General features: G+C 46.1%; 3 protein-coding genes. 2 read left to right on the top strand and 1 reads right to left on the bottom strand.

Annotation, left to right across the window (positions count from 1 at the left end):
* Window positions 1–204 precede the first annotated feature (204 nt).
* Window positions 205–1,191 (top strand): helix-turn-helix domain-containing protein, encoded by a 987-nt coding sequence (locus ELZ11_RS07315; RefSeq protein ID WP_137356724.1) that lies wholly within the window; start codon window positions 205–207, stop codon window positions 1,189–1,191.
* 182 nt (window positions 1,192–1,373) lie between these two features.
* Here ELZ11_RS07315 and ELZ11_RS07310 read toward each other — a convergent pair whose 3' ends face one another.
* A complete protein-coding gene (locus tag ELZ11_RS07310; protein WP_137356723.1) occupies window positions 1,374–2,609 on the bottom strand; it encodes a membrane dipeptidase in 1,236 nt (411 codons plus the stop codon).
* A 531-nt stretch (window positions 2,610–3,140) separates the two neighbouring features.
* Here ELZ11_RS07310 and ELZ11_RS07305 point away from each other — a divergent pair.
* Entirely contained in the window at window positions 3,141–15,086 is an 11,946-nt protein-coding gene (locus ELZ11_RS07305; RefSeq protein WP_208746699.1) for a VCBS domain-containing protein, read from the top strand.
* Window positions 15,087–15,152: the final 66 nt, after the last annotated feature.

Here is a 15,152-nt window from a genome sequence, read left to right as displayed (position 1 = left end):
AAAAGAATGTTCAGTTTTGCGTGTATCACTTAAGAACATGACAACTCACTCAAACGCTAATACAGTAATAAAACTCTTAACTGAACGGCCATGCTACCTGACCTAACGCCAGATCGGCTACCGCCCCGCTAAAGCATTGCAAAAGCCTTTAATTTTCTGGCTGGATTCGGTTTTAGCTAAATCGCCACTATCATCGAGGTACTTATGAGCAAGACAATCCCACTCATTCACAAATCAGCCGCGATAATACAAATTGACGTATTAAAACACTATGTGAAAAATGTTTGGCCGATTGTTAAAGATGCTCAGTTACCCGTGTATTTGGAGTCGACGCCAGCGCAGTTTATTCCCTTCTATTCGTTTTCACGCTTATTACAGGCAGCATTTGAACAACTACCCGCAGGAGACTTCATCGATTTTATTCAGCATGGGGGGAAACAATACTCACAACAGGTGGGTTTATTATCTTCATCAGAAAAACAGCGAACGCGGGTCGAGCTTCTAGGCGACTTTCTGCCAGTGCAAAGCTTGGCTCTTAAGCACTCAGCCAAAAGCACTGACGCACTAGACCTTTCGTTTGAACTCAACTTAGAAGAGCTCTCACCGTTTACTTTTGTTAGCGAGCTATACGCGATTGTTGTTGCGCACCACTACTTGACTCAAACGCATTCAGGAGTTGGAACCCCATTTAAGTACCACTTAGTGTCACAAGAAAAACTGGGGTTAGAGCAGTTAAAAATTTCGACGCAAACTCCACAATTCATGGGGCAAAAGAACACCACCCTTTTTTACCAGCCTACAGAGAAAGAAAGCCATAAGCTTGTTTGCGTGAGCTGGCAGAAACAACACCTCACGTTTACTGAACAAGTATCTCAAGCTCTCGAAGGATATATTGGCCGCCAAAATATAAGCTTAGATACCTTCAGCGAAATTATTGACATCCCACCACGTACAATACAGCGTTATTTGGGAAAAGATGGCTGTACGTATCGCAAAGTGAAAGAGTCATTAAATATGGCTTTCGCAAAACGGGTAATGATTGAAAGAAATGCGTCTATCGCTGATATCGCGGTGCATTTGGGCTATGCCGATACGTCACAATTTACGCGGGCCTTTAAAAAATCAGAGCAGATAACACCACTTCAATGGCGTAAGAAAACCAGTAAAGCGCTAGACAAGAAAGACGCTTAATATCTTAGAGCGAATCTGTGACACAGCTGAGAATCCAAAGTTTTTGCCCTATAATTCTCAACCAGTAACACTATTTGAGCCGTTCATATGAACGACTCAAACACACATGTCTCACGATTTTTAAGAACATAGGGGCAATAACAGAACCCTAAAAAATACCCACATTTCAGTGGGCAAATAAACTAGGCTTTTGGTGTCCAAGTCTGTTCGTAGACTCTCATCAAGTTGCCGCCAAATAATTTCGCAAGCTCTTCATTCGAGTATCCCATCTCCCACAAAGCATCGATAACTCCAGCAATATGCTTTGAAAGTTCAGCGCAGCCCGATGCTCCTTTATTAAATGCATCAACCATGTAACCGTTATCTGCGTATTTATCTGCATTCTCGATAGCAAAAGGGACCACCTTAGCCGTCGTCATCAAATCATCGGTAGCGATACCTACGTGGTCAACTCCTGCGACTTTAACCGCGCCATCGATCATCTCTGCAAACTGTTTAGGAGTTATGTCTTCAGGCCAGATGCCATCCATCATAAACTCGGTGGCCGTAACCGCGACTACTCCACCCATTTCCGCGACTGTCTTAGCTTGTTCATCAGAAATTAATCGATAACATGCTGATAGACGGTAATCTGGATGACCTTTTTGTAGTTTCTTCTCTGCCATACGTTGCTTCGTTTCCGATAACGTTTCATGCGGTTCACATCCATATGTGGAAGCAACGGGAGAGTGTGAATAAATGACAGGCACACCTTGGTGATGCTGCTGCATGTAATCCGTAATATCTTTAGTTGTGTAATGAGAGGTATGAGAAAGGTCCACAGTAATTCCATGTTTTACCATCTCATCGATGACTTCCTTACCAAACTCCGTTAATCCTGATTTATCACCATTAATCATGGAGATAACGCCAGAGCCCGTCAGTTCCGTTTCATTGTATGTCAGTTGCATGGTTTTAATGCCATACTCAGCCATCACCTCTACATTAGACGCATCTCCCTCTAAAGGCATGGTTGTCTGACTTGCCCACATCACCGCATATTCACCGTTGTCGTGAGCTAGCTGAAAATCTTCAACCGAATCAACATAGCGAATTGGTGTGTGAGCCGAAGATGACGCTTTATACCATTTAGCGTGTTCTGATTTAAATGCCAGCATGTTTGGAGTGTGAGGAGCGGCAATCGTCACCGATGCCCCCGTTACGCCTCGCTGATGTGCTAAGTCAATATATTGAGCCACTTCAGAATCTTGAGTAAACCCCACCGAGCTTGGAGATGCGTAAAAGTCTAAAACAATGCTTTCTTTAGCAAACTGCTGCGCTTCAGGGCTAGCAAATTCATGCCAGTCCTTTGTTTCGATTGATGCGTAAGAAGCTGAAGATAATGATGCGATGGTTGCAGCAAGAAGTAATTTTTTCATGACGTTATCTCTACATTATTGAGCGGTGAACTACGCTGTTGATGTAGAGATAATAAGTGATAGTGGAACCAGAAATATGCATATTACGCCACAAATAATCACTTTCTGATTTGGATAATTCATTCATGGCTTGGTGAAGTTGCCCCCACCTGAACGGCTCTAGTAAGAGCCATAGAACCAACCGCCACGAAGTGATAACCAACTCACCGTTCGCAGAACTAATCGACTCTTTACTCATTAGAGATAATGACTTCACACCTAATGTAGACGACCGTATCAGTTCTTAAATTTTTCTTTAGATATTATCAAATTAGCTAGCGAAATCGCATTCCGTGTATTTTACTTAAATCAAAATATTGATGATTCACGGATGAGAAGATGGCTAAAAACAACAACGTCAAAAAGAATAGCAAGAAGGCTTCGAAAAAAACGATAAAGACATTATCTATAGAGAGCACAAAATCAACGAATCAAAAGAAAACCAGACTACATTCAAAACTAAAAGTAAATGTGCCTATTTCGCAGTCCTTAATGCTAATTTTACCATCATTAGCTAAGCACGCAGCCGCCCATTCTGAAAGTTTAGATTTTGATTCCAATACAGCCTATCAAACACTTCTTGATAACTCAGTGAAACAAGGCTCACGACATTCAGATGCGGCTTTTGATGAACAACAACCGTCCATAACAAGAAATATTCACAGCTCAAGCACAACCCCTACTCATGAGTTTTCCCACCAAGGAAGTCAGGCCGCGCTAAGACCGTCTCATCACCTTTCTAGCTTGTCACACCCACAATTGCATTATATCCCAGCGACGTCATTACCAACGTTAGATACAGCTAGTAACACCGCTTCCAAGCAAGCACAGCCGACCCAGCCTAACGCTCCTGTCACGTTCATACCTGAAGTACTCAAAGGCACTTATGGCGAGCTGCACGTTGATGTAAACGGTAAATACACCTTTGTGCTCAACCCTCTTTCAACGCATTACATGTTGTTACACCAACATCAGGTAGGCACAGACAAGTTTCTACTTCACTTATCAAATGGCTCTAGTGTGGTTGTCCAAATTCCCGTCACGGGAAAACAAGATACACCTACGATTTCTGGAGATCTAAACGGAGTGGTCACCGAGGACAAAAATGTCGATAACCAAGGGCTACTAAACACTTCCGGGAAGATAGATGTTGTGGATCCAGATCATGACCAAAGCTCAGTGAGACCTGAAAGGATTACGGGAAAATATGGCACGCTAAGTATCGATTTTAATGGTGTATGGCACTACCAAGTTGATAATTCACTTTCAAACATTCAAGCCTTAACCTCAAACACCAGCCTTCATGAGTCATTCACGATACATACTAAAGATGGTACGCCACAATCAATAGACATGGAAATTGGTGGCATCGATGACAACGCTGTCGTAACTGGAGTAGATACGGGCATTCTAGTCGAGGACTTAACAACACGCGTCAATGGGCAATTGACAGTTTCAGATGCGGATCTAAACCAAAATCACTTTCAAACAGAACAACTTCAAGGCCAATGGGGAAGCCTATCCATTAAAACAGATGGCAGTTGGAGTTATCATTTAGATAACTCCAACCCAAAGATCCAAGCATTAGCCAGTGGTTCTACAATCACCGATACCATTACAATTCACTCTGCTGACGGTACCCCACATCAAATTACATTAACGATAAACGGCACCAACGATGCAGCCACAGTCAGCAGCGCAACGGTAGCCGTTGATGAAACGGACTCAACAATTACAACCTTTGGCACCCTAACCAGCACCGATATCGATAATCCGGATAACGCCTTTACGCCAGACTCAATCTCAGGTACGCACGGTGACCTAACCATAGACGCTAATGGTCACTGGGTATTCACTGCCAACAGTGCATTCAACCAACTCAACGTTGGCGACAAAGTTGAAGAGACATTTACGGTCACTTCAGTCGATGGCACTCAGTCCACTGTTAAAGTGACTATTAACGGTACCAATGACGCAGCTACGGTGAGCAGCGCAACTGTAGCTGTCGATGAAACGGATAAAGCAATCACAACTTCAGGTAATCTAACCAGCACCGATGTCGATAACCAAGATAACGCCTTTACTGCTTCAACTCAGCACGGCACACATGGCGACCTAACCATCGATGGCAATGGGCATTGGGTATTTACCGCCAACAGTGCGTTTAACCAACTTAATGTTGGCAACAAAGTTGAAGAGACATTTACGGTTGCGTCTGTCGATGGCACTCACTCAACGATTAAAGTGACTATTAACGGAACGAACGATGCGGCTACCGTCAGCAGTGCTACTGTGGTCGTCGATGAAACAGACTCAGCAATCACAACTTCAGGCACCCTAACCAGTACCGATGTCGATAATCCTAACAACGCGTTTACGCCAGATTCAATCGCAGGTAACCACGGTGACCTAACCATTAATGTCAATGGTCACTGGGTGTTCACAGCTAACAGTGCATTTAACCAACTCAATGTCGGCGATAAGGTTGAAGAGACGTTTACGGTAACGTCAGTCGATGGCACTCCATCCACGATCAAAGTGACCATCAATGGTACTAACGATGCAGCTACAGTGAGCAGCGCGACAGTGGCTGTCGATGAGACGGATAAAGCCGTCACGACCTTTGGTACCCTAACCAGCACCGATGTCGATAACCAAGATAACGCCTTTACTGCTTCAACTCAGCACGGCAGCAACGGGGATTTAACCATTGATGCTAATGGTCACTGGGTGTTCACCGCTAACAGTGCATTTAACCAACTTAATGTCGGCGATAAAGTTGAAGAGACGTTTACGGTAACATCTGTAGATGGCACGCCATCCACGATCAAAGTGACCATCAATGGCACTAACGATGCAGCTACAGTGGGCAGTGCAACTGTCGCCGTCGATGAAACAGATACGGCAATCACAACCTCTGGCATCCTAACCAGCACCGATGTCGATAATCCGGATAACACCTTTACACCAGATTCGATCATAGGTACACACGGCGATCTAACCATTGATGCCCATGGCCACTGGGTATTTACCGCCAACAGCGCGTTCAATCAACTGAATGCCGGTGACAAAGTTGAAGAGAGCTTTACCGTTACTTCTGTCGATGGAACTCAATCGACAATTAAAGTAACTATTAACGGCACCAATGACCGCCCTACCATCTCAGGCACCTCAAGTGGCGCAGTCATCGAACAGGGCTTAAACACTGCAGGAAAACCAGATGCGACAGGCTCTCTAACAGCAACCGATTCAGATAAGTCAGACACCATTACGTGGGCAATCAACCAACCCCAAGGCCAATGGGGATCGCTGTCGATTGATCAGAATGGTCATTGGCACTATCAGCTCGATAATGCACCCGGTGGTGCTGCAGATAAGCTAGCGAGTGGTGAGCATCAGTCTGAATCATTCTGGATCACCGCTACCGATTCAGCAGGAGCAACAGTCCCTCATAAAATTGTTATCGATGTGCAAGGTAGCAACGACAAACCAATTGTCAGTGCGTGGACTCAGCTCCCTGCGGGAAAAGAAGATCAACCTGTAACCATAAAAGCTTCTGATTTACTAACGCATGCAAGCGATGTGGATGGTAGCGATGTATTGCATGTGACAAATTTGCAAGCCACACACGGTAGCCTGACTGATAATAAAGATGGCACTTATACCTTCACGCCAGACAAAGATTTCAATGGTGAAATTCGACTGACCTATGATGTAGTTGATGGTCATGGTGGTAGCGTTAGTACTCAAGCTAAGTTTGACCTTACCGCAACTCCAGATAACGCGATTATTACCGACGCACAAACCAATGCAGACTTAAGGGGAGTAACTGAAGATCGTGGTTACATAGATACCCACTACCAATTGCATTACGACGGCAAACTAAACATCCAAGACCCTGATGCGGGAGAGGCTCAGTTTGACCCGAATATTGGCTCACAAACCTATCAAGGTATTGGCTACGACACCAAGCTCGGTGGGCACATACTGCTCATGCGCGACGGTCACTACACCTATACTCTCGACAACCGCAATATACAGAACTTAGCGCAAGGTGAAGTGAAACACGATTCAGCCGTTATACGCTCAGCAGATGGTACAACACATACGATAGAGCTCACGGTTCATGGTACCAACGACGCCCCTACCATCAATGCACAGTCACACTCTGTGACTGAAGGTGGAAGCGTTCTAAATGGACAAATGGTTGGCAAAGATATAGATACAGGTGCGACCTTAACTTACAGCGCACCGCAAATTGATGGTTTAGTGGTTAATCCGGACGGCAGTTATAGCTTCAATCCTGCTAACTCTAGCTATCAATCGTTAGCATCAGGAGTCACGAAAACGCTGACTGTTCCCGTAACCGTCACAGACGAACATAATGCGAGCAGCACTCAAAACCTCTCAATTACGATTACAGGGGTTAATAACTCTGCCGTTATTGGCGGTGTCGACACGGGTAACGTAACCGAAGGTAATGCTGGACAGGACATGTCCCCAGATTATGCCCAACCAGGCATGGCTCACTTGGTTCGAAGTACAATTGACGCCAGTGGCAAGCTTACTATTGCCGACACAGACACAGGTGAGGCGGAGTTTGATACACACGGACTTGGTTTTAATTACTCTGGCCAATATGGCGACCTACTTCTACGAAAAGACGGAACTTGGTTTTATCACGCTGATACGGGGCAAATTCGTAGCACTGGTGGTCTCATAAGCACCCGAGGAACAACCATCGACCAGCTTGGTGAAAATCAAACTCTAACTGACACCATCACCGTTTTTTCTAAAGATGGTACATCGCACGATATTGTCATTACGATTCACGGTAGCAACGACAGACCTTACTGCGCTTCCGAAGTACAGCTCAATTCAGGCAAGGAAGACCTAACTCAAACCATCACAGCAACCGAGTTATTGACAAATACCGTTGACGTAGACGCCAACGATACAGGCAAGCTCACTATCGCTAATTTGCATGCTGATCACGGTTCGATCCAAGATAATCACGATGGAACCTTCACCTTTACTCCGAGCCACAATTACAACGGCAGTGTCCACTTCACTTACGATGTGAAAGACGCGCATGGCGGTACCACCCACACTGGCGCGAATACTACTCTCGCAGCTACCCCAGACAAAGCCATTATCTCTGAAGTGACCACCGGAAGGGTTATTGAGGATGGACCACATGCAACGCACAACAACGGCACCACGACTGAATTAGCCAGCGGCCAACTTCAAGTCATCGACCCAGACAGCGGTGAAGATAAGTTCCAGTACAGCCAATTTGGTGAGACTCGCATTCACGATCCGTTTGGTGGCATGCTTCGAATTGATAGCGCGGGTAATTGGGGATATAGCGTTGATAACGCGGCACTTCAACATCTAGCGCAAGGGCAAATTGAAACGGTCACCTATCGAGTACACAGCTTCGATGGTACTGCCTACGACTTAAATATTAATGTCGTCGGAACCAACGACGCACCGACAGTTACCAAGGTAGTTCTAAGCAACGGCACGGAAGATATAAACTATCAAATGCAGGCGAGTCAGTTCGGTTTCACTGATGTCGACACTGGCGATACGCTGCACTCCATCGCGATCACAGATCTGCCACCAACGGCTCAAGGTAAGTTTGTACTCGATGGACACGATATCACGGCTGGTCAGAGTATTCCTGCTGCCGATATCGCTAAGCTTCAGTTTGTCCCAACGCCAAACTTTAACGGTGATGTTCAATTTAAGTTCACGGTTAATGATGGACATGTCGATTCACAAGAAGCAACCAACACTCTGCATATTAACGCGGTTAGCGATGCTGCACAGTTCACTGGCGGCGATACGGGAGATGTTCATGAAGGACATACCTATACAGCGCCAGACGGTTCTATGTCTGGCGGATACGTCGATGATCGTTCACCCGATCATATGCATGGAAACGTCGGTAAAATATGGAACGATGAAATACACACTGATGGTCACTTGAACATCGTTGATCCAGATTCTGGTGAAAGCCATGCTCAAACGGGCACTTACCAAGGTACACATGGGCATGTGATACTCCAGAGTAACGGAGATTGGAGCTACTACGCTTCCATAGGACAAGACGCGACGGGTAGAAAAATTGATCATCTGGGTCAAGGTGAATCGATAACCGATACTGTAACCGTCAAATCGGCTGATGGTACCACTCACGACATTCATATCACCATTCATGGCGACAATGACCGTCCGTACTGCTCTTCAGAAGTTCAGCTCAACAGCGGAAAAGAAGATCTCGCACAAACCATCACAACAACTGAGTTGCTTGCAAATACTGTTGATGTGGATACTAACGATGCCGGGCAACTCTCTATCGCGAATCTGCATGCGGATCACGGCACTCTCTTAGACAACAAAGATGGTACATTTACCTTCACTCCAGACCATAATTTCAACGGGAAAGTGCATTTCACTTATGACGTCAAAGATGCTCATGGTGGCGTTACTCATACTGGCGCGTCTACCACGCTGTTACCGAGAAATGATGCTGCCACACTGCAACCGACACTCGCCTCCAACTTTGTGACTGAAGATCATCTAAAATCGGGGACAAGCACCAATGAGTTATGGTCAGGTTGGAAAAACCTGGATATTCAGGATATTGACTCGCCATCAGAAGCGAAAGTTACTCAAATAGAGGTCAACGGCGTTAAGCATACGGTACCAGCAAACTTCGCGATGAATCTTGCAGGCGTCCACGGTACCTTCAACTTCACTCATTCAACCGATGGCCACGATAAATGGAGCTACAGTGCGGACAATAGTCACGCTGAAGTTCAATCACTGAGTCATGGCGATTCTCTGACTGATACGATCACTCTTATTACCGCAGATGGAACACGAATCCCGCTGACAGCCAAAATCTTAGGCACCGATGATCACGTGATTATTGATACGCCTGACGCATTAACGGCCGCATTAGGAACGGCCGTTGAAGACAAGGTTACCTCTATTTCAGGCACCCTACTCGCACACGATTCCGACAGTAAAGATTCAGTAACCTTTACTGCAGGTAACTCTGTTGGCTCTTACGGTACCCTTCATGTGGATAGCAATGGGCAATGGCATTATGACCTAGACCACTCAAAGGCCAATGCGCTACAACAAGGTGAGACCAAGGCAGAAGGTTTTGATATCACTGCAATATCTACTGATGGCTCAACCGCAACCAAACATATTGAAGTGCTAGTTCAAGGGAGTAATGACAAGGCAACGATATCCGTCATCTCAAATCCCGATGTGTATGAAGATCGCTCTTCAACGCCAGTCGAGATCATATCAGGTAAGCTGAGTGCCCTCGATCATGACCACGACCAATCAGCATTCTCAACGGATGTAGGCAAACGCCATGATCCATTTAACAGTGGCGTTCACGGTGGTCTTCATATTTCCAAAGATGGCTCTTGGACTTATACCGTTAACAACAGCCAAATTCAGCAATTAGCTGCTGGACAAGAGGAGCATGTCCAATACAACGTGCATACTGTTGGCGGTGATTATCATGTCATCGATATTAAGATCGTAGGAACCAACGATATACCAACCGTATCGGCAACCACTCTTGCCCATGGCACGGAAGATACACACTATCAAATGCAGGCCAGTCAGTTCGGTTTCACTGATGTCGACACTGGCGATACGCTGCACTCAATCGCGATCACTGATCTGCCGCCAGCGGCTCAAGGTAAGTTTGTACTCGATGGACACGATATCACTGCTGGTCAAAGTATCGCGACTGCCGATATCGCTAAACTTCAGTTTGTTCCAGCCACTGACATTAACGGTGATGTTCAGTTTAAATTTACCGTCAATGACGGACATGCTAACTCTGCAGAAGCAACTAACACATTACATATCGATGCGGTTGGAGACGCAGCAACAATCGCAGGTGTAGACACAGGAGATGTCACAGAAGACAGCTTCTATGGTATGCAGTGGCTGTTGACACAAGGCAAGCTCACCATCTCAGATCCTGACTCAGGCGAAGCGCAATTTGATCCGGTCATTCATGCCCACAACTATGCCGGTATTGGCTATGACACAAAACTAGGCGGTCACATATTGCTGTCTCGAGATGGCTCTTGGGACTATCAAATGGATAACTTCTCACCTGAAGTGCAAAAGCTCGCAGCAGGTGAAACAGCGGTCGATACTGTCACGGTACATAGTGTTGATGGCACATTGCATGATATTCAAATAACCATTCATGGTACAAACGATGCTCCCGTTTTATCGGTAACCCAAACAACTCCAACAACCGGCACGCTGACCGAAACTGATGTTGACGTGAAAGACACTCACACCTTCTCTGTCGTCAATTCAACAGGTCAATTCGGTTCGCTATCGGTTGACCCAGATTCGGGCGCGTATGTGTATACAGCCAACGGTTCGGTTGCTGGGATGAGTTACAACGCAACTACGCACACATATCACGGCGCCGATGTGTTTGAAGTAAAAGTGACTGACAATCACGGTGGTGAGTCGTCAAAGTTCATCACCTTTGATGCCAACGGTCACGTTTCAGTTGTACCAGGACAATCACCGACGATTGCAACCTCTGTGCCTTCCAATCCACTGGTAACGACAACGCAACCAAGTTTACCAGCAGGGACAAACACTCCGCCAAATAATGCAGTCACCGTCGACTTAGCGGCATCTAGCGATACTGGTACTTCCGATACCGATAACCTCACTAAAGATAGTACTCCAACAATCACCGGGCATACGGATATTCCTTATTCACAAGTCACCATCTATGATGGCTCCACATCTATTGGGCATGCGGTATCTGATGGCTCGGGGCAGTATAGTGTGGCGGTAAGCAGCTTATCGAATGGCGCTCATAATCTTTCTGCCAAAGCCTTAGCGCCTTCTTCAGTTTTACCAGCAACATCATCCATTCTTCCATTGCATGTTGATACTGTAGTCGCGCCGCTTCAAGTCTCGTTAACCCATGACACAGGAAGCGATTCGTCTGATTCAATTACTAACGATGGCTCGCTAACAATCACAGGACAAGAGGCTGGCGCAACTGTTGAATACTCGACCGACAAGGGACACACATGGACATCGAGTTTCACTCCTCAACAAGGCTCAAATACGGTTAGCGTGAGACAAACTGATATTGCCGGAAATGTATCCACTCCGATATCTCTAACGTTTACTTATGATGATCAAACCGCTGCACCTTCCATTGATTTGAAAGCGTCAACTGACTCGGGAGTTTCTACAACCGACGATCTTACGAACATTCATACCCCGATAATCACCGGTACGACTGAGGCAAACTCAGCAATTTCCATTACCGACGAAACAGGGAAAGTGATTGCTACTGGAACAGCTAATAGCAGTGGTGTTTATCAGCTGACCACATCGGATATTGCTGAGGGTAAACATACTTTAACAGTGTCTTCTACCGATGTAGCAGGTAATCAAAGTAGTGCGTCCCTACCCGTTGAAGTTGACTACACAGCGCCAACCATTTCAAACGTCAACTTAAAAACAGAAACTACCCACCAGCCGACATTTAGCGGTACTGTTTCTCTAGATACCACCAGCGTTGATATCGTCATCAAAAGCGGAAGCACCATTATTGAAACCTTACACGCGACGCTAGATGGAAAAGGTGGTTACTCGGTTGACGCAACTAATTTACCAGACCACAGTTACACGGCATATATTCAAGCAACTGACAAAGCTGGCAATAGCACCGCATCAGGTTACACAGGCACTTTTGATCGGTTCAGCGTTGATACTCATGCATCCGCGCCGACTATCAGCTTTGAAAGTACTGGCGCTGATAACCTTTATAACGCAGCCGAAGTCGCATCAGGAGCTGCGAGTACCATTACCAGTACTATTCACTTGCCTTCTGACGCACATCCAAAAGATACGCTGACGATTAACGGACAATCTCACCAAATCACCGACGCTGAATTTTTGGCTAAATCCGTCAACATAGAACTCGCACCCGGAGCATCAATTACAGCCAGTATTACCGATAAGAATGGCAATACATCAACTGTCACAAATGCTACAGCTCCGAGTGCCGATGTTACTGTCGCACCGCTCCAAGTATCATTAACTCACGATACAGGAAGCAACTCGTCTGATTTAATTACTAGCGATGGTTCATTGACTATCACTGGACAAGAAACAGGCGCAACCGTTGAATACTCGACCGACAACGGACACACATGGACATCAAGTTTCACTCCTCAACAAGGCTCAAATACGGTCAGCGTGAGACAAACTGATGCAGCAGGAAATGTATCCCCTGATACTTCGGTTACTTTCACACTCGATAATACGATTGCTGCACCAGCGGTCTCTTTGCGCAACGACACTGGGCGACACTCGGTTAACACCCCAGACTTAATCACTAAAGACTCTCAACTTACAATTCAAACGGAAGCAGGAGCAAAAGTAGAATACTCGAATGACGGCGGACACACTTGGACAGCTGTGTTCAATCCAGTTGAGGGGGTTAATGACCTACAAGTAAGACAGACTGATATCGCTGGCAACGTATCCCCAGTGACGCACTTTAGCTTCACCTTAGATACAACCCCAGGTACGGTAACAGTGAACCCGATATCACAGGACAACGCATTAAATGCTGCAGAGAACAACCAACCATTAGTGATCACCGGCACGACATCCAACATAGCACCAGGGGATGTCGTCTATGTCGTCATCGGCAATAAACACTTTTATGATGCAACGGTAAAACCAGATGGTACGTGGTCATTAACTCTAGGTACTTCTATACATCAAAACATAATGGCGACCGATCGCGATTACTCAATACAAGTTGGTACCGTTGATACGGCAGGTAATTCGACGCCTCGCATTTCGACCCACCTGCTAGTTGATACGCAGAGTCCGATTCCACATATTGCAGTTGACTCAGTGACACAAGATAACGTTCTGAATGCTTTTGAGTCTGGTCAAACTATCGCGATAACCGGCACAGTAACTGGTGATTACCAAACAGGTGATATTGTCAGCTTAAAGATAAACGGCGCAACCATTTCATCACTTACAGGCTCAGTTGATTCGAGTGGACATTTTTCTATTCCAGTGGCTGGTAATATATTGGAACATGCCAATATTCATACTAGCTATGCAAATGGTCAGTCTGGCTCGATACACTCCATAGAAGCCACCATAATAACCACCGATGCCGTAGGGAATGTGGGCAGTGCGACGACAGGTTCACAGGTATTCAGCGTTGATACTCATGTTAGCCTGCCGACAATTACCTTTGAAAACCCCGGACCCGATGGGCTTTACAGCAAAGCAGAAATAGCCCACAGGCACCCCAATACAGTTACTGCGACAATTACCCCACCGGGTGATGCTAAGGTTGGCGAACATCTGGTTGTTAATGGACAAGATCACGTACTAGATGCCCATACACTCCAGCATGGGTTACAAATTGAAGTAAACCCAGGCTCCCAAGTACAAGTCACCATGACAGACGAACACGGAAATACAGCGGGTAGCCAAGGTGTTGCCGCCAGTGCAATACCAGAGCCGATTGTTGTTAAACCGCCATCTGGAAGCCATCAAGTGTCCGGTACACTTGGTGTTCCGCCTCTTGTCCCATCTCAAACGCCTGTCCCATCGGCGCAAAACGGTTGGCGTATCCATCTACCTAATGGTCAGTATGTAACAAGCCATCATGGGCAATATGGAACGTTAACCATTGATCCTCAAACAGGTCATTTACATTACCAAGAGCAAGCTCAAGTCCATACTGGACCACATGGCAGTGCTTCAGGTATTGGTCAGCACGAAGATAAGTTCGAAATCGCGCTACAAGGGACAAATCAGGATGAGGTAGTTGCCCACGTGAACGTTCAAATACTCAGCCATGGACCAGGGCATAGTGGTAAACTTACGATTGGAACTGAGGTTGTTGATATGACGATCACACCTATTGTCCACGCATCTCACCCAGCTCCACCGCCTCCACCGCCTCCACCGCCTCCACCGCCAGTGCAACACGATGAGCCAGACTTCTCACGGTTAGATGGCGTACAAGACTTTACGGTCACTTCAGACGACTCGTTAAGTGCGGACGCACCTTTGGACAATCATGCTCATGTTAGTCATGAACACCCTGTTGGTGCAGCAGCTTATTTGGATGCCCTAGGTATTCAGCCGAATGCATCGCCTACCACAGGGCACGATCAGCCTGCTGACATGGACATCGTGCTTGCACAAGTAGACCAACAACATGCCGTAGATTACGATCAAGCGCAGTTAGATATGTCGGATGCACTTGAACACCATGATGCAGCCAATAACCACAACCAAGATGATGAGCACCATCATCACAACGACTTAGATGGACTAACAGACATAGATCCAAATAACTAATGGTGGGTGATTAATCATTAGTGAAGAAAACAAAAGGGAGCACGCTATGTGCTCCCTTTTTAATGG

It is taken from the genome of Vibrio profundi (genome assembly GCF_005281835.1).
In the GTDB taxonomy this organism is placed as follows: Bacteria; Pseudomonadota; Gammaproteobacteria; order Enterobacterales; family Vibrionaceae; genus Vibrio; species Vibrio profundi.
The sequence above is the reverse complement of the archived record's forward strand: the minus strand, read 5'-3'. Positions and strand labels throughout refer to the sequence as shown.

Bases quoted from the DNA above. Each gene is read 5' to 3' on its own strand.
- ELZ11_RS07310 (WP_137356723.1), bottom strand. From the start codon at position 2,609: ATGAAAAAATTACTTCTTGCTGCAACCATCGCATCATTATCTTCAGCT.
- ELZ11_RS07305 (WP_208746699.1), top strand. From the start codon at position 3,141: ATGCTAATTTTACCATCATTAGCTAAGCACGCAGCCGCCCATTCTGAA.
- ELZ11_RS07315 (WP_137356724.1), top strand. From the start codon at position 205: ATGAGCAAGACAATCCCACTCATTCACAAATCAGCCGCGATAATACAA.